17 protein-coding genes and 1 tRNA gene are annotated in these 21,492 nt (G+C 43.8%); 8 read left to right on the plus strand and 10 right to left on the minus strand.

Features of this window, described 5'->3' with window-relative positions; all coding sequences use genetic code 11:
* Nucleotides 1-4 precede the first annotated feature (4 nt).
* Nucleotides 5-1,099 carry a pyridoxal-phosphate-dependent aminotransferase family protein gene (locus HMPREF9145_RS08010; RefSeq protein ID WP_036907088.1) on the minus strand — a complete coding sequence of 365 codons (1,095 nt, stop codon included), beginning with the start codon at nucleotides 1,097-1,099 and terminating at the stop codon, nucleotides 5-7.
* A gap of 110 nt (nucleotides 1,100-1,209) precedes the next feature.
* On the opposite strand from HMPREF9145_RS08010, the gene HMPREF9145_RS08015 reads away from it, so the two are divergent.
* Nucleotides 1,210-2,265 (plus strand): CDP-glycerol glycerophosphotransferase family protein, encoded by a 1,056-nt coding sequence (locus tag HMPREF9145_RS08015; protein WP_021825856.1) that lies wholly within the window; start codon nucleotides 1,210-1,212, stop codon nucleotides 2,263-2,265.
* A 165-nt stretch (nucleotides 2,266-2,430) separates the two neighbouring features.
* Here HMPREF9145_RS08015 and HMPREF9145_RS08020 read toward each other — a convergent pair whose 3' ends face one another.
* The 8 genes from HMPREF9145_RS08020 to HMPREF9145_RS08055 form a co-directional block, all read right to left on the minus strand.
* The gene (locus HMPREF9145_RS08020; protein ID WP_021825995.1) at nucleotides 2,431-3,279 is read right to left on the minus strand and encodes a LicD family protein; all 849 of its coding nucleotides are present in this window, start codon (nucleotides 3,277-3,279) and stop codon (nucleotides 2,431-2,433) included.
* Nucleotides 3,280-3,346: 67 nt separating this feature from the next.
* Complete coding sequence (locus HMPREF9145_RS08025) at nucleotides 3,347-4,360, minus strand: glycosyl transferase family 90 (RefSeq protein ID WP_021825802.1); 1,014 nt, start codon at nucleotides 4,358-4,360, stop codon at nucleotides 3,347-3,349.
* Between the two features lie 67 nt (nucleotides 4,361-4,427).
* Nucleotides 4,428-5,390 carry a lysophospholipid acyltransferase family protein gene (locus HMPREF9145_RS08030; protein WP_021825800.1) on the minus strand — a complete coding sequence of 321 codons (963 nt, stop codon included), beginning with the start codon at nucleotides 5,388-5,390 and terminating at the stop codon, nucleotides 4,428-4,430.
* Nucleotides 5,387-7,363: an LTA synthase family protein gene (locus HMPREF9145_RS08035; RefSeq protein WP_021825829.1), complete on the minus strand. Its 1,977-nt coding sequence runs from the start codon at nucleotides 7,361-7,363 to the stop codon at nucleotides 5,387-5,389. Before HMPREF9145_RS08035 ends, HMPREF9145_RS08030 begins: the two co-directional genes overlap by 4 nt.
* Nucleotides 7,364-7,385: 22 nt before the next feature.
* Nucleotides 7,386-9,227, minus strand: coding sequence for an ABC transporter ATP-binding protein (locus HMPREF9145_RS08040; RefSeq protein WP_021825913.1), 1,842 nt, complete (start codon nucleotides 9,225-9,227; stop codon nucleotides 7,386-7,388).
* 17 nt (nucleotides 9,228-9,244) lie between these two features.
* The gene (gene miaB / locus HMPREF9145_RS08045; RefSeq protein WP_021825973.1) at nucleotides 9,245-10,579 is read right to left on the minus strand and encodes a tRNA (N6-isopentenyl adenosine(37)-C2)-methylthiotransferase MiaB; all 1,335 of its coding nucleotides are present in this window, start codon (nucleotides 10,577-10,579) and stop codon (nucleotides 9,245-9,247) included.
* A 248-nt stretch (nucleotides 10,580-10,827) separates the two neighbouring features.
* Entirely contained in the window at nucleotides 10,828-11,841 is a 1,014-nt protein-coding gene (locus tag HMPREF9145_RS08050; RefSeq protein ID WP_021825857.1) for a phosphatase PAP2 family protein, read from the minus strand.
* On the minus strand, nucleotides 11,842-12,837 hold the full coding sequence (locus HMPREF9145_RS08055; RefSeq protein WP_007134992.1) for an NAD-dependent epimerase/dehydratase family protein: 996 nt from the start codon (nucleotides 12,835-12,837) through the stop codon (nucleotides 11,842-11,844).
* A gap of 564 nt (nucleotides 12,838-13,401) precedes the next feature.
* Between HMPREF9145_RS08055 and HMPREF9145_RS08060 the strand changes: the two genes are divergently transcribed.
* The 3 genes from HMPREF9145_RS08060 to HMPREF9145_RS08070 all read left to right on the plus strand — a co-directional run bounded on the left by HMPREF9145_RS08060 (nucleotide 13,402) and on the right by HMPREF9145_RS08070 (nucleotide 15,332).
* Nucleotides 13,402-13,474 (plus strand) — tRNA-Pro (locus tag HMPREF9145_RS08060).
* A gap of 143 nt (nucleotides 13,475-13,617) precedes the next feature.
* On the plus strand, nucleotides 13,618-14,574 hold the full coding sequence (gene ribD / locus HMPREF9145_RS08065) for a bifunctional diaminohydroxyphosphoribosylaminopyrimidine deaminase/5-amino-6-(5-phosphoribosylamino)uracil reductase RibD (RefSeq protein WP_021825960.1): 957 nt from the start codon (nucleotides 13,618-13,620) through the stop codon (nucleotides 14,572-14,574).
* A complete protein-coding gene (locus tag HMPREF9145_RS08070) occupies nucleotides 14,565-15,332 on the plus strand; it encodes a YaaA family protein (RefSeq protein WP_021825781.1) in 768 nt (255 codons plus the stop codon). Before ribD ends, HMPREF9145_RS08070 begins: the two co-directional genes overlap by 10 nt.
* Before the next feature lie 195 nt (nucleotides 15,333-15,527).
* Here HMPREF9145_RS08070 and HMPREF9145_RS08075 read toward each other — a convergent pair whose 3' ends face one another.
* Entirely contained in the window at nucleotides 15,528-15,740 is a 213-nt protein-coding gene (locus tag HMPREF9145_RS08075; RefSeq protein ID WP_021825824.1) for a hypothetical protein, read from the minus strand.
* A 219-nt stretch (nucleotides 15,741-15,959) separates the two neighbouring features.
* Between HMPREF9145_RS08075 and HMPREF9145_RS08080 the strand changes: the two genes are divergently transcribed.
* From HMPREF9145_RS08080 to HMPREF9145_RS08095, 4 genes are all read left to right on the plus strand, one after another.
* Nucleotides 15,960-16,409: a peroxiredoxin gene (locus HMPREF9145_RS08080; RefSeq protein WP_007134998.1), complete on the plus strand. Its 450-nt coding sequence runs from the start codon at nucleotides 15,960-15,962 to the stop codon at nucleotides 16,407-16,409.
* 641 nt (nucleotides 16,410-17,050) lie between these two features.
* Nucleotides 17,051-18,361, plus strand: coding sequence for a histidine-type phosphatase (locus tag HMPREF9145_RS08085; RefSeq protein ID WP_021825994.1), 1,311 nt, complete (start codon nucleotides 17,051-17,053; stop codon nucleotides 18,359-18,361).
* Nucleotides 18,362-18,439: 78 nt separating this feature from the next.
* Nucleotides 18,440-19,909 carry an alkaline phosphatase family protein gene (locus HMPREF9145_RS08090; protein ID WP_021825851.1) on the plus strand — a complete coding sequence of 490 codons (1,470 nt, stop codon included), beginning with the start codon at nucleotides 18,440-18,442 and terminating at the stop codon, nucleotides 19,907-19,909.
* A gap of 73 nt (nucleotides 19,910-19,982) precedes the next feature.
* Entirely contained in the window at nucleotides 19,983-21,461 is a 1,479-nt protein-coding gene (locus tag HMPREF9145_RS08095) for an amino acid adenylation domain-containing protein (RefSeq protein WP_021825878.1), read from the plus strand.
* Nucleotides 21,462-21,492 lie beyond the last annotated feature (31 nt).

Genomic DNA, 21,492 nt, shown 5'->3' on the forward strand with positions numbered 1-21,492 from the left:
TAGTTTATAGAAGTCCGCGTTTCTGCATATCTTTCAAGGCCTCAAGCAGACGTGTATTGTCTTCAATGGTCAGTGCACCAATATGACCTACGCGGAAGATTCTATCCCGCATATCGCCTCCATTGGGGCAAATCCAAATGTGATATTCGTCTTTCAATGTCGTAAACACATCGTAAGCAGACACGTTTCGAGGGTGAAGAGGAGTTACTGCGTTACCCGGTGAGTGAGAAACAAAGTCAAAAGGCAACGCCTTTACACGCTGACGGAAGTCATCTGCAAGTGCTTTTATCTTACCTCTTTCGGCTTCTTCGCCTCCCGCTTCATTGATTTCGTGCAGTCGTTTATTGATTTGTCTGAGGATGCCTACAGCCGGAGTGAAGGGTGTTTGGCCTCGTTCTCCGTTCTTTAATGCATCTTTTAAGTCGAAATACATACAGCCGGCATCGTGTTGATAAACACGTTCTACGCCACGAGACGATAGGGTTATGATTGAGATTCCCGGTGGACAAGCCAACGCTTTCTGTGAACCTGTGATCATTACATCGGCACCTAAGGCTTCCATATCAAACGCATCGGCGAGAAAAGAGCTTATAGCGTCGACAACAAGAAACAGATTATTGCGCTTACAAAAGGCGCTAATGCGTTCTATATTGTAGTGAACGCCTGTGGAAGTTTCGTTTACATTGACCAAGAAACCTGTGTAACCTTGCTGCTCATAGGGTGCAAGCATTTCATCGGTGATGTCATATCCAAACTCAGGTACAAGCTCTGTATAAGGTATATGATGTACTTTGCAGAGCTGAACAAAGCGTTCTCCAAAGCTACCTCCATTGATAACAAGCACCTTATCCTGTGGAGTGAAGGTGTTTATCAAGGTTGCTTCCATTGCCGCTGAACCCGAACCAGTAATAAAAACGACTCTTGCGTCTTTGTCAGCCTTAGCAAATTTCTTGATAAGGGCTTCGTTTTCAAACATCACTTGTGAGAATTCAGGAGTTCGAAAGTATGGAACTTGCTCACTACCTATGGCTCTTACGCCCTCACTTGACATCACCGGACCAACGGTGAAGTTTAACATTATGTCCTGATCTTGCATTATTAATAATACTATTATAACCTATTTACATACAAAAATAATAAAAATAATTCGTTATAAAGGCAGAAATTCGTTATTTATCCTTACCTTTACTCAAAATTATTACATTCAATATGAGAATCGTTTTGTTTTGCGAGAATAAGTATGCCATAGATATTTTGCATCCCATTCAATTGGAAGCAGACCGCGAAGGAGGGAATGAGGTGCTGTGGTATGTGCATGAAAAGAAGATTCCTGACTTTCCTTTGAAGCATGAAGTGCGTTGGACGGCGAGCATGCAAGAGACTTATGACTTTATGCCCGAAGCCATCTTCGTGCCTGGAAACATTGTTCCCTACTACCTTTCTGGTGTGAAAATACAAATCTTTCATGGCTATGCAGCTGAGAAAAAAGACCACTGGATTATCCGAAGATACTTTGATTGTTACTTCACGCAAGGCCCTTACTTCACTAAAAAGTTTAAGGAGTTGTCGTTGAAATACGGAGATTTTGAAGTGTTGGAAACGGGTTGGCCACGCCAAGACTGGATAGCTGAACACCGAAATGACTTTAATCAGGAGCGCGAACAGCTGTTAAAGCAGTATGGAAAGCAGCAAATTGTGCTCTATGCACCTACGTTTTCGCCAAAACTCACGTCACTTCCGCTCATCAAAGATAACTTAGTGAAGCTTAGTAAGCAAAAGGATGTGTTGCTGTTGATGAAGTTTCATCCGCTGACTCGTCAGGAATGGGTGGATGAATACAAGGCTTTGGCGGCACAATATGACAATATTGTGTATGTCGATGACTACAGTGTGACGAAATATATGCTGATGGCTGATGTGATGATTAGCGATACTTCGTCAACAATTTATGAGTTCTTGTTGCTCGATAAGCCTGTGGTGACGCTCAATGCCATATCGAAAGACATCTATTGGAAGAACATAACAGACCCTAATCTCCTATGCGATGCCGTGGAAGATGTCGTGGAAAATGAGGACTATGTGCGTCTTCGCAGGTGGGTGATTGACAATTACGACCCCTATACCGATGGTAAAGTGGCCCACAGAATGCTTGAAGGTGCACGCGATTTTATCCGCAGACACGGGGTGCCTAAGAAGCGAAAACTCAATCTTTGGCGTCAATACACAAGCATCAAAACGTTTGGTCGCATCAAGAAGAAAGATTAATTACCGATTGATAATGTAGAATTGGAGATGTAAGTAGGTAAAAGGCGTCTCATAATTCACGTCAAATTGGCGTGTGATTTGAGTCATATCACACGCCAATTTGTAGTATTTCATCGCGCAAAATGAATGGGTTGATGAAATGCTTTCAGTCGTCTTTAGAAATCCTTACTTTTGGTTTGCCTGCTGCTTCAAATAAGTGCGATAGGGCATTTGCAAGTCGAGGTATCTGAAATTCTGTGGAGGCATTTCGTCAGGCAACTGCATGTAGTTGCCATAGCAATACTTTAGATAAGCATCGGGCTTAGCAACGCCCATGAAACTATGGCCTTCAAACGAGATGGGGGTAGGCTCTCCATAGACCTCACGCGGTAAGATTCCGCGCTCAGGAGCGTTGTCATGGTCGGCCACGAGCGTTGAATGGTCGAAGTCATACTCGCTTTGTATCTTGTCAAGTTTGCGATGTAACCACGCCGAAGAGAGCAGTTTGTGACACATTTTGATGAAAAGGCAGTCGAGACCACGCCCATGTTTGTAAGGATCGCGTAGGTTATAATACATCAATCTCACATAGAAATCATATCTCATATAATGCCACTTGCGTTTCAATGGGTTTGTAGTCATGCCGTCAAGTGGAAAGATATCCACGGGCAATCCGCCTATAAAGTTGAAGCTTCTGCGCAGAATATAAGTGGTGTTTGCGTCTTGAATGCGTGCAAAGGCATAGGGGTAATGTGGGTTTTGAATGCCACTGACGAGCTCGATATGCTTGGGTAACCACTCGTTGGCATGTGCAATGAGGATGTTATAGTCCTTTCTTGGCAGGGCAATGTCTGCGTCGTCATCCCATGGAACAAAGCCTTTGTGGCGCACAGCACCCAGCATTGTGCCTGCTAAAAGATAGTAACGCAGATGGTGTTCACGGCAAACGCGGTCGATATTCACCATAAGTTCAAGGATGCAGGCTTGCAGTTTTTTGGTTTCTTCGTCTGAAATTCTTCCTTTTTGTTCTTTCATTTTATAATGGTTTTAAGAGTTTTATATAAATTATTTCGCACTGATTGAGGTTTAAGTGACCTTATCTTCAAGTTTCAGAAGACGCCTTTTGGGAGGTCATTCGGAAATATTTATCTAACACAAGCAGTGAAATGATGCATTCACGATGGGCATTTCTAAACCTGTTTACATGTTCATGAGCATGATTGATGATGGCTTGTGCCTCGTCGGGATGACTTATATAATAGTCTATTCTGTCCTCTAAGTCGCTGTAATCAGGCTTTACTTCTATGTAATGATAATTGGGAATGAGCGTTCCTTCCATAAACCATGTTTCATACTTTGGGCGTGGCATGACGGCGATTGAATTTGAAGACATAATCCATTTGAGGTTGCTTGCCACATCATTACCCTCTAAGGCCATGATAAACTTATAGTCGAGATGCTCCCGAATGGTCATTTTCTCGGTGTACCATTCCGTTAAATGCTTGTCGATAACACCGATATTGAAGCGTGGATTACCGAAGAATTTCTTGACGAAATCATAGCGGTTCTGTTTTAAAGTGTTGCTATCGAACTGGCCAATCAAGCCTCGAAAGACCACTTTATTGGCTTTTTCGGTGAAGCGAAGTGGGTCGTTTACGAAGAGGAAATGACGCACACGGTCGAGTTTCATCAGTACAGCGTTGGCATTGTTTGCATCAATTGGTCGGCTCTTTACAATTGAAGGAACCTCCGGAATATCGGTGATGTCACCAGGAAGCAACTTCCATTTGTTGTTCAAAGGAAAGGCCTTTGCATAGCGAAATGAGTCAAGATAGTAAACCGATTGCCCTGTTTTCTTTTGCTTTGCGAGGCAGATGGCCTGCTGTTGAAAGGCAGAATGGTCGATGGTTGAACGTTGAAGCTTGTTGTAATAGTCCACGCGTTGCGAAATCTCTTCCCAGTCGTCGCGTTGTGAAACCTTTGAAAGCACCATCTTGCGAAATAGGGATAGCAGGCAGTGGGGCGTCAGAATCCAAAGATAAGACGTGAGATAATAGCGCAGCTTTGAGTTCTTTCCGCTGTGCAACATATAGTAAAGTTTGCGTGGAATCATCATGATGATCATGTGTTATAGGTGAATAGATCTTGACTTTTGACGAGAAGTAAACAACGAGTAGCAGGGTTTAGCCTTGCGGTTGAGGCTGTTCCTTTTTGCGTTTCACAACCTTTCCATTCTTCACTTCCCAGTTTTTATTAAATTCTTCGCGTGTTCTTTTCCAGCGATTGTGGCTCCATAAGTAGAGTTCGGGCTGGTTTTTAATAGACCTTTCCAATTCTTTATAGTAGAGATCTGTTATTTCAAAGTCGGCCATCTCTTTGGTGTTGCGACTGATGAGACGCATTTCGCAGTTATAATGGCCTCTTTTCACGCGTGTAACATGGCCATAAAAGAAGGCCTGTCCAGTGTGTTTGACAATTCGTTCGGCTCCGGTGAGCACTGGAGTGTCGTGGTTTAAGAAGTCAACCCAATGATGTATGTTCCACCATAGTGGCACTTGATCGGATATATAGCCAACAATGAGCGGCTTTCCTTCGCGAGAAAGCGTGATAATCTTACGCAAAGACTCTTGCATGGGGATGCATAAGGCGCCGTGAAGTTCGCGTACATACTTAAACAAATGGTCGAAATATTCGTTTTCAAGAGGGTGATAGAGCTGACAACAAAGGCCGTTTGATGTCCAATAGGGAAGCGAAGTAATCCATTCCCAGTTACCTAAGTGTCCGAGATATACGCCTATCGATTGGCCTTCGGAGAGGATTTCATGAATCTGTTCCATACCCGTGAACGTCATTCTCTGCATGAGTTGTCGTTTACTTATAGACATAAGCTTGACTGTTTCGACAAGATAGTCGCAGAACCAATGGTAGAATTGGTGCTCAATCTCACGCAGTTCGGCCTCTGATTTCTCTGGAAACGAGGTGGAAAGATTGTTCCAAATCACGTCATGTCGATAGCGAACAACATAGGTTATGACGTAATAGAGTAGGTCGGAAAGGCGATAAAGCACCCATAAGGGCAACAAAGACATCACCCACCAAAAGCCATAAGCGAGGGTATAAGCTATATATAACAGTGCTTTCTTCATTTTGTTTGGGGCTGAACTTTGAGTTTATCCTTCACCATTCGGTACATATATTGATAGATAATGGCCTTAAGCTCGGTCTCCATCTGGTGTTGTTCTTTCACTTTTCCTACGAGATTATGCTCCATAAGCAGGTCGGTGAGTTTGTAAATGGCTTTGGTTTGTTTGCCATCCCACTGCAAAACATAACCATATTTCACGTATTGATAGATGCCATTTAGATAGTTTACAGCCCACGTTTCGCTTGCAGGCGTGCCAAGAAGGTCGGCACCAAAGGCCATGTATGGACGCTGATAACCTATATAATTGAGTAGCGTTGGCATGATATCTATTTGTTGTGCGATGCCATTTACACGTTGAGGCATGATGTCACCTGACGGATCATATATAATAATAGGTGAGCAAAAGCCGCCTATATCGGTTTTATATTGTGCATGATCACTTTGATTTGTGTGGTCACTGGTAAGCACAAAGATCGTGTTTTTGAACCATTTCTGTTTGCTTGCTGAGGCAAAGAACTTTCCAATGGCCATGTCGGTGTAGCGTATGCACTTCTGAATGGGAAGGTGTTCTTCCTTGTAAACGTTCTTATATTTACTGGGAACAACGAATGGGTCGTGGCTCGACACGGTGAAAAGTGCCGTCATGAATGGCTCTTTTAGCTCGCCCATCTTCGCACAATAGTATTGAAGGAAGGGCTCATCCCATATTCCCCAGTTGCCATCGAAGTCCTTATCGCCACCAAAACGAGGGTCTTCATCATAGTCTTGGCGGCCATAATAGTTTTGGAATCCAATCTTTTTAGAGAATGCCAAAAAGCCCATTGAACCACGGTTTGCCCCATGGAAGAAGGCCGTTTGATAGCCCCAATGGCTTAAAAGGCCTGGTAAGCCGGTGTAATCATTCATTGAAGCGGGCGTAAGAATAAAAGGTTCACCGAATCGAGGAATGCTACAAAGGATGGAAGGCATACCATCAATGCTCTTTCTTCCATTGCAAAATGAATAGCGATAAACAAGACTTTTCTCAATCAATCGGTCTACATTAGGCGTATATCCCTTATATTTTCCATCGAAAAAGTCCTTGTTAAAGCCACCGATATATTCTCTTCCGAAACTCTCAACGATGAGAATCACGATATTCTTCTTCTTGATTTGTCCCTTCGGAACATTGAAGTGAACGGGCGAATAGACTTTATCGGCCTCATTGAGTGATGTGTAATAACGAGGTATTTCGAAGTCGGATTTGCCAATAGTACGTATTAATGCGAACGGCGTATTAAGCACAACAGCGCAGTCAGTGGGTCGTTCTACAAACTGATTTGCATTGCTTATGGTGATGGGTCGCACGCCAGATTGAAGTCCTCCGCGGCATCCTGCCACGGTAACTATGCCTGCTAACACGAAGCATACAAGGAGTTTGAGTGTGAAAGCCCATCTTTCCTTCGGACGCTTATAGTCACGATAGTCGGTGTGTGGCATGACATAACATTTCCAGATGGCCCAAACGATGAGTCCAAAGATAAGTAAAAGATACCAGTGGGTCAGCGTATTATGAAGGATAATGCCTGTAATGTTATTCTCATTACCAAACTCTCTGAACACGCTTGTTGTCGTTCGGCGCAGTGTAAAGGGGAAGTAGACAGCGTCAGCAAGGTTGATGGCTAACGCAAAGGCATTGACAACAACAAACAACCACTTGCAGATGCGGTGATAAATCGGGTTTTCTTTGCGCCAAAAAGGAATGAGCATGAGAACCATGTAAAGGCTGTTTGTGTAGAGAATTGCCGTGGTATCAAACATCAAACTGCCTTTAATCCAGGGACCGATAGTGCTGAGTTTGATTCCTTCGGCAAAGTAACTGTAGTTCACAAACACGTAAGTGACGCGTGCAAGAAGGTAGATGAGGTAGGCCAATAGCAAGTTAACAAGCAATGCTATGGGCGAACCGAATGATGATTTTAATAGGCGTTTCATGCTATTCCATCCTTTCTTTAGTTTACACTTGTTGCATTTCGTGCAGCTTTTTGTAGTATCCGTTATTGCCAATGAGTTCATCATGTGTGCCACGTTCAATGATTCGGCCTTCATGGAGCACGCAAATCTCGTCGGCATTACGTATGGTTGATAGTCTATGGGCTACCGCAATGGTCGTTCGAGTCTTCATTAATTTCGCCAAAGCATCCTGTACTAACCGTTCACTTTCAGTGTCGAGAGCCGACGTTGCCTCATCAAGTATAAGGATAGGTGGGTTCTTTAAGATGGCACGCGCTATGCTAACACGCTGCCGTTGGCCTCCCGATAGCCTACCACCACGGTCACCTATGCTCGTGTTGAAGCCCTTTTCACTCTGCATAATAAAGTCAAAAGCGTTCGCAATTCGAGCCGCTTCAGCCACTTGTTCATCGGTAGCTTCCGAGGTGCCGAACTTGATATTGTTCTTGAAAGTGTCGTTAAACAGGATGGCTTCTTGGTTTACATTGCCGATGAGGCGACGCAAATCATGAATCTTTAAGTCTTTAATGTTGATACCATCAATAAGTATTTCTCCCTCTTGTACATCGTAATAACGAGGAATAAGGTCTACAAGTGTGGACTTTCCTGAGCCACTTTGACCAACGAGTGCAACCATCTTGCCTTTCGGAATCGTAAGGTTGATGTCGCGAAGCACCCATTTTTGTTCATATTTGAATGACACATGACGGAACTCTATGTCGTGTTCAAAGGCAACGATTGACTTTGGATGAGCACTCTCTTTGATGCTAATCTCGGCTTTAAGTATCTTATCTACGCGCTCCATACTGGCCAATCCTTTCGGTATATTGTAGCCCGCCTTTGAGAATTCTTTTAGGGGATTGATGATAGAATAGAGCATTACAAGATAATAAATGAACTTAGGGCCGGTCAAAGTATGGTTGTTTAACACGAGCATTCCACCCACCCAAAGCACTATAATAATCATAACCGTGCCAAGAAACTCACTCATTGGGTGGGCCATTTGTTGGCGAATGTTCACTCGCATGACATTCTTTCGGTAGCAACTATTTACTTTATCAAACCTTTCATTCATCAGTTTTTCTGCACAAAAGGCTTTAATGATGCGCAGACCACCAAGTGTTTCTTCCACCTGACTCATCGTATCACTCCATAAACTCTGGGCTTCTATGCTTTGAGCCTTGAGCTTTCGCCCAACGATTCCCATGAACCAACCGAAGATTGGCACAAAGATTATCGTGAAAAGTGTAAGTTGCCACGATGTGATCACTAAGGCTGCAAAGTAGCTAATGATGAGAATTGGGTTCTTGAAAAGCATGTCTAAGCTCGCCATGATAGAGCTTTCAATCTCTTGAACATCGCCACTCATGCGGGCAATGATGTCACCTTTGCGCTCTTCGCTAAAGAAACCGAGCGACAATGCATTGATTTTCTGGTAGAGTTGGTTGCGGATGTCGCGCACAACTCCTGTGCGAATAGGAATGATTGTGGCTGAAGAGAGAAAGTAAGCTCCTGTTTTCAACATGGTCATAAAAGCCAAAAGCAGACCTATTATCAATAAGGTGTTGGCCGGACCTAACGTGAAAATATAGTGCTGAATGTAGTAGTTGGCATTGTTAACCAACAGATCTACGAAGCTTTCTAAACTATGAACATTGTCCCATGTGATGAGTTTCGTGACAGGTTTAACGTCACTTGTCTTGAACAAAATCTGCAAAATAGGAATCAAAGTCATGAAAGAAAAGATGTTCAACACCGCTGAAAGGATGTTGAATATGATGCTCCACACGAGATATTTCTTATAAGGTGGAACGAAGCGTCGAAGCACTTGCAAGAACTCTTTCATACGTTTTCGGTCTTGATTTATTTGATTTCTTCGCCAAAGAGCGTTGCACTCGTCGAACCAGTGATACGCACTTTGATAAACTCGCCTATGTGGTGATTGCCTTTTTCGATAATAACGGCCTTGTTTTGTTCGGTTCTTCCCATGAGATGATGACGGTCTTTCTTACTGAATCTCTCTGTAAGAATCACAAATTCTCGGCCTTCATCCTTCTTGTTTTGTTCGGCACTGATGGCTGTTTGCAAATGAATGAGCTGATTGAGTCGGGCAATCTTCACCTCTTCGGGCACGTTGTCGGCCAGATGTTTGGCTGCATAGGTGCCGGGACGTTCACTATATTTGAACATGAAAGCACTGTCATAACCTACCTCTTTGACTAAAGATAGCGTCTGTTCTTGGTCTTCTTCCGTCTCATTATGATAGCCAACGAAGATATCGGTAGTCAAACCACAGTCTGGAATGATGCGTTTTATGGCAGCAACTTTATCGAGATAGTCCTCCCGTGTGTACTTTCTGTTCATCAGTTTCAGTATCTTATTGCTGCCACTTTGAGCGGGAAAGTGAATGTGTTTGCAAAGGTTTGGCTCGTCGGCAATAGCATGTAGGATGTCTTCTGACATGTCTTCAGGATTCGAAGTGGTGAATCTCACACGCATATCAGGCACACTTTGCGCCACCTTTCGAAGCAGTTCGGCAAACGAAGTGCCGTTTTCGGGGCGCTTACCATTCGGCAAAAGACCATACGAATTGACGTTCTGGCCAAGCAAAGTAACCTCTTTAAACCCTTTGTCATGCAAGTCTTTGACCTCTGCCAAGATGCTTTCCACATCACGACTACGCTCTCTTCCGCGTGTATAAGGCACGATACAATAGTGGCAAAAGTTGTTACATCCGCGCATGATACTAACGAAACCGCTCACCCGATTGCCTCCAATGCGTTGCGGAAGCACGTCACGATAGGTCTCTGTTGTAGAGAGATCGGTGTCTACTGCGGCATGACCAAGCTCGCATTCTGCTATCATTGTTGGCAAGTTTAGATAGGAATCAGGACCACAAACAAGGCTTGCGTGGTGGTTCTTTATAAGGTCGTCTTTCACTCGTTCGGCCATACAGCCGAGCACACCAAGGATGAGTTGACGTCCTTTCTTTTGCTCGGCATGCAGTGTATCAAGTCGATTGTATATCTTGTTTTCGGCATTTTCGCGTACACTGCAAGTATTAAGAAAGATGGCATCTGCCTCTTCTTCGTTCTCACATACGTCGTATCCGGCCATCTTCATGACTGAAGCGACGACCTCACTATCGGCTACATTCATCTGACAGCCATAGGTTTCGATGTATAATTTCTTGTCCATAAATGATAAAAAAGCCTGAAATCAGCCCATGACTCCCTCCCCAACGAAGGGGAGAAAAAGCTTAAAAGGCTTGTGAAGGCTTATATGTTGTTTGCTTTATTGTCTTTATATATAATTTAATTGTATGTTATCAATATTGAAAAGTCTATCGTAATTTCCGCTTTTTACAGCTTTCTTTCTTTTGAAAATCAATGGTCTCTTTTCTTTTAATGCGTTCAACGGCGGATACAAAAGACTTTAGCCAAGTGTCATCTCCCATTTCTTCGAGAGACTCCGGGAGTGGATATGCGGTTTGAAATGAAATTCAACACGGCATAAAGTGCCACACCTGTAATCAAGCCTGCTATGGCATCAATGGCATAATGCGCCTGAATGTAGACGGTAGCCATGCATAAGAACACGTAGAAGGGCAGCAAAGTAAACAGCAGTTTGCGGTTACCACTGTGCCAAGCCAATAGCATGCAGATGGTGCTTACACCGACATGACTGCTCGGAAAGGCTGCCGTGGGGCGCTCACCTGCGGCTTTTGCATCTTCAACGAGATTGTAAAAGATGCCATGAACATCACCCGGACTCGGCAAACAAGCTTGATGTGAGTTGAAGTAATCACCCACATTGGGAAATATTCCGTGTGCAGCATTGTGCAAACCAATGGCTTTATAATAAAAGGTTGGCCCTGCAACAGGCAGTAAATCAAAGATAACGTAATAGCTGAAAAAGGCTCCCAAGATGATGAAAGCAGCCTTTCCAAAGTCTTCATAGCGTTTGAAGAAATAGTAAAGTGTTACTACTGCTATCATCGGAAAATAGGAAACATAACCACAATCCATAAGCTCACTCACAATGGGTGAAGGGAAAGCACGGGCAAATTCGAGTGCAGGTTGGAAACCAAAGAGCTGTTGTTCCCAGGTGGCAAACACGTGATCGAGGTTCGGAAACATGCGATTGATTTCGTAGGTATCGGGATACCACCATGCCAACATACCCATTTGAGCTGCCACACGGACAAACATTGTAAACCTACAAGGCAGTAATCGATAGACAATCCATAGGGCAATGATAGTTGCTCCCACGCGAACTCGCTCCCAAATCATCGTCTCGGGATTCGTTAATTTGGTAGAAGTGAACAGCACAATCAATAGGGTAAATGCGATATAAGCAATCACAACCCACTCAAAAGGCATGAGACTTTTGTGCTCAGCCTGCCATCCTTCGCCCTGCCAAGGCCATGTAAAAGTGTTCTTGTTTCTTCTTTTTACCATTTACAACCATTTGTTCTCGCGATACCATTCGATAGTTCTTCGCGTACCTTCTGCAAGGTCTACCTGCGGATGAAAGCCCAATTCATCTACTGCAGGCTCTATATCGCAACGCCAATTACGCTGCTTTAATATGTTATATTTATCGTTGTTGAGCGCTGAAATCTTACCCGTCATGTGAGCAATGCGCTCACCAAAGAACGTCACGACACGCAAAACCCAAACCGGAGCCTTAATTCTTATCCACCAAGGATTGCCAAGGCATTTATGAATCAGATTGCTGAAGTCTGACGATTGGTATACATTGCCGTCACTGAGAAAGTATTTTCGTCCGTCACGTCCATGGTCGAAAGCCTGAAAAACGGCTTGAACCACGTCGGTAACATAAACAAATGTGATGTCCTGACGCTTGAAACCAACAGAGAAATCAACGTGCCCCTTGATGCTTTTTGCCATTAAGAAGTAGTCGCGTTCACGCGGTCCATAGACTCCTGTGGGCCTTAAAATGATGTAAGGGAAATCGTTTCCCACGCGCTCCAAATACGCTTCGGCCATGAGTTTGCTTTTCCCATACGCCGTGTTTGGCTTCGGATGGTCGTCTTCTGTAATCTCGTGATAAGGTTGTTGCTCTTTGATTGCGCCATAAACACTAAGACTACTCAAGTAGATGAAACGTCGGATGGGCATGTGTAATGCCAGCAACGCTTCAACAAGATGACGCGTTCCGTCTGTATTTATCTTGTAAAAGTCGTCGGCATGTAGGCACTTTGTCACGCCTGCAGCATGCACAACATAGTCGAACTCGTGTCCGGCAAGTTGCTTTTCCAAGTCTTTTTCAGAGGATAAGTTGAGCTCAATGAAGTGTATTCGCTTATCGGTGAGATACTTTTTTGAACTGCTTTTCCTCACAGCAGCCCACACTTCCATCTCCCGACGCAGCGCTTCTTCTACGATAAAGCTGCCAATGAATCCACTGGCACCAGTCACTAATATTTTCATTAAATAGCTATTTACGGGGCAAAATTAATGGATTTTCCATGAATGGCAAAGGATTTCTCTGAATATTTAAGGTGAACTCACGGCATAAACGCTATCCCTTTGGCCGATAATTATGTGAAACCAAACGGCAAACTACATTCACAATGAAGGATATGCAAAGCCTTATGACGTCTGCATCCCAATCCCCTTTCTTGTTAGAATGACCCTCCATGTGCTCTTTTCAAAGCCTCCTGCAAATGGAATGTAAGTCAATGAACCTCAGCATTTTATGCAAACGATGAGCAAGAATGATGTGAGTCGTCATGCAATCTGCATCATTTCGTGGTGTAATCTGCGTTATTTTAGCGTGTCATTCGACTTATTTTGTCGTGTAAAACGCGGCAGATTACACGCCTATCTGCCCCAAATCATACAACAGCATAGGGCAGGATAAATCGCTTTATGCATCATCAGTCCTCGACTTTCTTTCTCCTTTGCAGAATGATATGTTCGCAATTATTTTCAAATATCCTTGCCATAAAATTTGGTTATGTCGTGATTGATGATTATCTTTGCATGCGAATTCGGGATGTAGCGCAGTTGGTAGCGCACACGTCTGGGGGGCGCGAGGTCGCCAGTTCGAGTCTGGTCATCCCGACAATTCAGTCAAAAGGAAAGCTAACGGCTTTCCTTTTTTCGTTTGAAGCGAATCAAAGAAAGTTGTAGTATTAGGCTTATTCAAGCATAAAATTTGGGCTATCGTCACACGTAATCAAAGATTTTTGTGTAAGTTTGCAGTCTATGGAGCACGAATATTACATGAAACGGTGCCTGCAATTGGCTGAGAATGGACGACAAAATGCCAAGCCTAATCCCATGGTTGGGGCTGTAATTGTGGCGCAAAATCGTATCATTGGCGAGGGATATCACGTCAGATTTGGTGAAGGACACGCTGAAGTTAATGCCTTTGCAAGCGTCAAACCAGAGGATGAAATGCTGTTAAACGAGGCCACAATCTACGTGTCGTTAGAGCCTTGTTCGCATTATGGGAAGACGCCACCTTGCGCAGATCTCATCATCAGTAAAGGCATAAAGCGTTGCGTTTGCGGTTGTGTTGACCCCTTTGCAAAGGTGCAAGGACGAGGTATTCAGCATATGCGCGACGCCGGAATTGAGGTGATTGTCGGAGTGATGGAAAAGGAATGTCTGGCGCTGAACCGTCGTTTTATCATATTTAATGCCCAACATCGCCCATACATTCTATTGAAATGGGCGCAAACACTCGATGGTTTTATCAGCCGAAAAGGTGGCCCATTGCAACTCTCTACGCCCAAAACACAGATGCTTGTGCACCAGTTGCGAGCCGAGAACGATGCTATTCTCGTGGGACATACCACCTTTTTAACAGATCATCCGAGGCTTGATGTGCGGCAATGGAGTGGGCAAAACCCCGAACGCATTGTGCTTTCGCCGACGATGTCAGCACAAAACGAGCAACCATTCAATTGGACTGTCGCTGCAACCATTGACGAAGTGATAGACCATCTCTATGCAACAAAGAAACAAAGTCTTGTGGTTGAGGGCGGTAGAATGACGCTCCAAGCCTTTATAGATCGCGGACTTTGGGATGAGATTCGAATCGAAACAGCGCCTGTTTTGATAACAGATGGCGTGCCAGCTCCACACATTCCATCTGATGCTCACATAGAAAAGACAGAATCAATCGACGGAAATCAAATCATCACACTATGCAGATAATTCTCGCTTCTGCCAAGATTATGAACTCTAAAACGGCCGTTTCTGTGCCTGAGAAGACTGTACCTGTATTCTCATCTGAGGCAGAACGTTTTGCATTAGAGATGAGTTCATGGGATGTAGAAACGCTTGCCAAGCGCTTGAATTGCAGCAATTCTATCGCCTTAGAGAATCAGTTGAGGTTTCAAAGTTTCTTTAATGACGACGAGAAACTGCCTGTTTTGTTGGCTTATAACGGTCATGCTTATAAACATCTTCAGGCATCTTCGTTCACCGAATCAGACTTTCGGTTTGCTCAACACCATCTTTTCATCACGTCATTCCTCTATGGATTGCTTCGTCCTTTAGACCAAATTCATCCCTATCGCATGGAGGCTAAGGTGACGCTTAAAGCCACACAACATCATAATATGTTTGCTTTCTGGCGCCCACTCCTTACAGATATGCTCATTGATGCAGTCAAACAAGACGATGGAATATTGATACATTTGGCCACCGAAGAGTATGAACATCTCTTCGATTGGAAGCGCATTTGCCGTGAAGTCAAGGTCATTCAGCCGCTATTCTATGTGGAAAAAGGGGATAAAATGAAGGTTGTTTCCGTCTATGCCAAGCAATGTCGCGGTGCAATGACAGGCTGTATTATCCGTCATCAGTGGCATTCTCCCCAACAACTCCTCACATTCAATGAGGCCGACTTCGTCTATCAACCGAATTATGGTGATGAACTTCACCCGCATTTTATATTAAACCAAACATAAAACGATAGGGGATGATTAGATTATTCAAGTAATATGGTTTCTTTGTTATATGCTTTTCTTAAATAGAAAGCTAAAGAAAAGTTACGCAAAGTCTATTTTTTCCTGACACAAAAGACTGCCACACAGCGTGGTATTTGCTGCGAGGTGAAACACTTTGTATTAGACAATTGGTATCAAGTACTATGCGCATGTCGCTTACAATGCATGAAGATCGGTTTCATTTAGCATGTCCAAACGCGCTTGATCCAGTTCTCCCGAGTCCCATAATCTATCGAGTGCCTTATTCATCTTTTTGGAATAATAATGATAAAGCACTTCTTTCAGCTCTTCAAGTCCCTTTTCTGACTTATCAATTTCAAACATCTTTAGCAGATGAATCTGGGTTGGATTGAATACTGTTGTTTCCATAATAGTAACCTTTCTCAATCACAAAGATAAGTAATTTTTTTATTTTGTATCCTATTATGCAGTCTTTTTTCTGATATTTGCCATTGTTCTATTTCACGAGATAATTTATTTTAGAAAAGCATAAAAGTGTCATTGAGAAATCGTATCTTTGTCTTTGAATAATGAACGGCCATTTTTTGTAGTGGCTTATCATAGAAACCAAACATAAAAAAATAACGTATGATTGAAGTAGGACAAAGACTTCCCGAGGTCTTAGGCATCGACCAAGACGGTAAGGAATGGAAAATCAGTGACTTTAAAGGCAAGAAATTAGTGCTATATATCTATCCGAAGGACTCTACTCCGGGTTGTACTAATGAGGCATGTAACCTCCGTGACAACTACGAACGATTCATTTCACAGGGTTATTCCGTGTTAGGTTGCAGCACACAGGACGCCAAATCGCATCATAAGTTCATAGAGAAGTATCAGCTTCCCTTCCCACTTCTCTGCGACACCGACCTCAAACTCGTGCAAGAACTCGGTGTATATGGCGAGAAGAAGATGGCTGGGCGCACGTATATGGGCGTCTTCCGCACAACCTTTATCACGGATACTGAGGGCGTAGTAACGCGTATCATTGGACCAAAGGAAATCAAAGTGAAAGACCACGCTAATCAAATCTTGTAATGGAACCATAGGGGTTGAAAGAAGGGGGGATAGGGATAATCCAATCAGCAAATAGTAAGCGACTTATAGGTTAAATCTTTTGAAACCCTTTTACAAATCTGTTTAATAGATTGGCAGCTTCAAAACGCGCGATGGTTTTTATCCCGTTTTCGTTTGATTTTTGTGATTTCATAATGCGCTGACTGTTAGATGGTTAAGCGATTCTTATGGAATGACAGAGCTTTTAAACGACAGAAACGCACATGATTTGCGGCAGATTGGGCAGTAAAAAGCATTGATTCACCACTTCGTTTGGTGCAAATCATCGTGTGATTTGGCGCAAATGATGATGCAAAACGGGTTGGAAGGCGAAGCCGAGAGACGAAATTCATGGAATCAAAGCCATGAAAGAAGGGTGTGTTTATACTTTTTTCGTGTCTTCGTTTCTATTTCGTGGTGTAGTGGAGTGTTAAAAACAAAGAAATCATTTGACAAGATTTTCATCGTCCTTTTGTGCATATCCGTCGCTCTTTTCCTATCCATCGTCCCCTTGTTTGAGTTCATGAGGGTCTTCCCTTGACCGAGAATCCCTGTTCACATAAAACATTTTTCTTTGATAATCATTTTCATTTACAAATAAAAATAGCTATCTTTGTAACATTATGAAACGCAAAATAGTTTTTATTTCATTGCTAACGCTCTGCCTAAGTGTATCGGCACAGCAGGCAAAAGAAGACATTAGGTTAAACAGACAGTTAGTGGCTGGAAACTATCTGGCTTATCCTGGCCCATTACAAAAGTCACTTACGCGTGCGCCTAAAGGCTACAAACCTTTTTATCTCAGTCATTATGGACGACACGGAAGCCGTTGGCTCATCGGAGATCGCGACTATAATCAGCCTGTTCTCATGTTAGAGAGGGCCGATTCATTAGGAAAACTAACGCCGAAAGGGCAGGAAGTGCTTCGCGATTTGCGTCTGCTTCGAGATGCAGCCAAGGGGCGTGACGGCGAACTTACACCGCTTGGAGCTGAACAACACCGTCAGATTGCTGAACGCATGGTGCGGAATTTCCCCGAAATCTTTAAGGGAAAGACCCATGTTGACGCTAAAAGTACGGTGGTTATCCGCTGTATTCTGAGCATGGAAAACGCGCTTCAGCAGCTCGTTCGCATGAATCCAAATCTCGAAATCACGCATGATGCAAGCTATCATGACATGTATTACATGAATCATAACGACACTTCGCTTTTCAAACAGCGTATGCCAAAGGCTGCACGTGAGGCATTTGACAACTTCAGTAAACGTCATATTCATCCCGAACGACTAATGAATGAGCTCTTCAATGATAGCACTTATTGGCAAAAAGAGATAAATTTCAAACAACTATATAGCACACTTTTCAAGCAGGCTTCTAATGTTCAGAGTACTGAACTGCGTCATGAGCTCTCATTGTTTAACTTTTTTACAGACAAAGAACTCTATGATCTTTGGACCACAAACAATGCTTGGTGGTATATCAACTATGGCCCTTCACCCCTCAATGGCGGTCAACAGCCAACGTCACAACGCTTTCTTCTGCGCAAGATTGTTAGTGAAGCAGACAGCTGTTTAATGTTGAATCATCCCAGTGTTACACTGCGTTATGGACATGATACGATGGTAATGCCGTTGACTTGCCTGTTAGATCTCGACGGCATGGGTGTGCAAGTAGCCGACCTTGAGCAAGTAACGATGAAGGGATGGAATAATTATCGCATCTTCCCTATGGCCTGTAATCTTCAATTTGTGTACTATCGTAAGCCGGGAAGTGACGATATTCTCGTCAAGATTCTACGCAATGAGAATGAAGCTAAGCTACCCATTGCAACCGATGTCTACCCATATTATCATTGGAAGGACGTCAGAGCGTATTGTCTAAAGGTAGCCGCTGACAGACCATTGGTGAAAGTTGGCGACCCAGCAAAACACTAATGATGTTGCAAAGAACAAAGAAAGAAACAGAAAACTAACTTTAATAAACTCAAATAATAACACTAAACCAAAACCAGAATGAAAAGAAAGTTTTTGATATTAATGCTTTTAGCCTGCACGTTTTTAGGCCATGCACAAGTTAATCGGCCTAAGTTGGTTGTTGGAATTGTAGTAGATCAGATGCGCTGGGATTATCTTTACTTCTATAATAAGGAGTATGTTAGCGATGGATTCAAGCGACTTTTGTCAGAAGGATATAGCTGTCAGAATACTATGGTGCCTTATATTCCAACCGTAACTGCCATTGGTCACTCTTGCGTTTATACGGGAAGTGTGCCTGCTTTGATGGGAATCCTCGGCAATAACTTCTATATTAACGGCAAGGATACCTATTGTTGTGGTGATGAAACGGTGCAAAGCGTAGGCAGTGATTCAAAAGAAGGCAAGATGTCTCCACGCAATTTGTTGGCTTCAACGATAGGAGATGAGTTGAAATTGGCTACAAACTATAAGTCAAAAGTCTTCGGAGTGGCACTCAAAGACCGTGCTTCAATCTTGCCAGCAGGCCATAGTGCCGATGCAGCTTATTGGTGGGATACGAGTGCCGGCCATTTCGTTACGAGCACTTATTATATGAATCAGCTGCCAACATGGGTCAACGACTTTAACAAAGCCCATCAACAGAAGCCGGGGTATGACATCAAACTCGATGTGAAAGGCATCACCATAACCTTTGATATGGCTGAGGCTATCTTGAAAAATGAGAATCTTGGTCAGGGAACTGAAACCGATATGCTCACTGTAAGCATATCTCCCACCGACGCAATTGGCCATAAGTTCAGCACACGTGGCCCCGAAAACCACGATGCTTACATTCAACTCGACCGCGATCTTGCCCGTTTCTTCAAGACGTTGGATGCGCAAGTGGGACGCGGAAACTATCTCGTTTTCCTCACAGCTGACCATGGTGGCTCTCACAATCCTAACTTCATGCGCAGTCATAAGATGCCCGCGGGTGGCTTTGAATGCTGGAATGTGGTGAAAGAACTTAACCAACAGCTGCAACAAGCGTTTGGAACAACAACCAATTTTGTGTTGGGTGAGAATGCACTCCGCGTTTTCTTAGACCATAAGAGCATTGCTTCAGCCAACTTAAACCTCAAGGATGTGAAGGTAAAAGCAAAGGAATTGTTAGAGAAAAAGCCTAATATCACGTATGTCGTTGACTATGATGAAGTGGCAACAATGCCTATTGCACAGCCTATTCGCGAGCGAATCATCAACGGATATAGTCGTGAACGTGGTGGAGATCTACTCATTGTGACGAATCCCGGATGGATAAACAGCTCGGCAAATCCTACGTATAAGGGCACAAGTCATAGTCTTTGGAATCCAGACGACAGTCACATCCCATTGATTTTCATGGGTTGGGGCGTTAAACCGGGTGAGACTTCACGTCCTACTTTCATGACAGATATTGCACCGAGTGTGTGCAGTATGCTGCATATTCAAATGCCGAATGCCTGCGTAGGCAATCCTGTTTTTTAATATTTTTAAGTCCTTGGAAGCGCCATAATCTTGCATTTTGATGTAACTTTGCATTTACTTTATAATCAAGGAAATGATCAAAGAAAGCCAAAATGCACAGCTTGTGGCGCTTCTTCATGACAGTCTGTTGGCCCATACATCTCAGAATGCCTTTTGCATTGACGATAAAATGTGGACTTACGGACAGCTGATGAAGCGTGTTGCAGCTATCCGTTGCGTGGTAAGAGAATGCGAAAGTATTATCGGTTTGGTAGCCAACGACGACTTAAACACCTATGCTTCCATACTCGCTTTATGGATGGAAGGCCGTTGCTACGTGCCTCTTCATCCGCTTCAACCCCTGCAACGTTGCAATGATATCATCAGTCAGGTAGATATCAAGACCATTCTTGACTCGGGTGAAAGCACGCGTTACGACAGCGAGGGTGTCATCATGACGGCCCAACTGCCTGATGCCGACAAATTAGATGCCCCTTGCGAGGTGGGCAAAGATGCTCCGGCATATATCCTTTTCACTTCTGGAACAACAGGACGGCCCAAGGGTGTGCCTGTCACTTTCGGCAATGTGGAAGCTTTTTTGGAGGCTTTTGCCCAGTTAGGGATTAGTCTTTTGCCCAAAGATCGCTGCTTGCAGATGTTTGATTTGACTTTCGATCTTTCGGTGGGCAGCTATCTTCCGCCGCTGATAGCAGGTGCTTGTGTCTACACGGTGCGTCTTGGCAGCATTAAATGGCAAGAGGTTTTCCGCCTAATGGACGACTACCGACTCACCGTTACGCTGATGGTGCCATCGGTTATCCATTATCTTCGTCCTTATCTCAGTGAGCTTTCGGCTCCCGACTTGCGCTATTCTCTCTTCTGTGGTGAGGCATTAATGGTTGATGATGTGGTGCCATGGAAGCAGGTGGCAAGTCATGCTACGGTGTGGAATGTGTACGGGCCGACTGAAAACACCATTTACTGTACGGCCTATCGTGTGGGCAGTCACAACATCAAACAGCACAATGGCGTGGTCAGTATCGGTAAAGCGATGTTGCATACCCACACAATGATTGTCGACAGCGAGCATCAAAAAGTGGCGCAAGGCGAAACAGGTGAGCTTTGTTTGGCAGGCGATATGCTCACTCCGGGCTATTGGAATGATGATGAAAAGAACCGTCAGGCTTTCTTCTCTGACGGCAAACGCCGCTGGTATCTGACGGGTGATATCTGCCGTGAAGATGAAAATGGCAACATAGAATACGTGGGACGCAGCGACTCTCAGGTAAAGATACAGGGCTATCGCATTGAACTCAGCGAGATAGAAAGCGTGGCCCGACGCTATTATGACCAGCAGACAGCCGTGGTTGCTGTCGTTACAGGAGAACAGAACAACCAGACTATCAACTTGGTTGTAGAGTGCAATGATGATGGAAGCAGTGAGCAGTTGCAAGACTTCCTGCGGCAATATCTGCCCGCTTACATGCTGCCTTCGCGCGTGGTTTTCATGCCGGTTTTCCCGCAGAATGCCAATAATAAAATCGACAGAAAACGCATTAAGGAAAGCATTTAGCAGAAACACGCACATTTTGAAAAACTAACAA

This window comes from Segatella salivae F0493 (genome assembly GCF_000477535.1).
Classification (GTDB): domain Bacteria; phylum Bacteroidota; class Bacteroidia; order Bacteroidales; family Bacteroidaceae; genus Prevotella; species Prevotella salivae.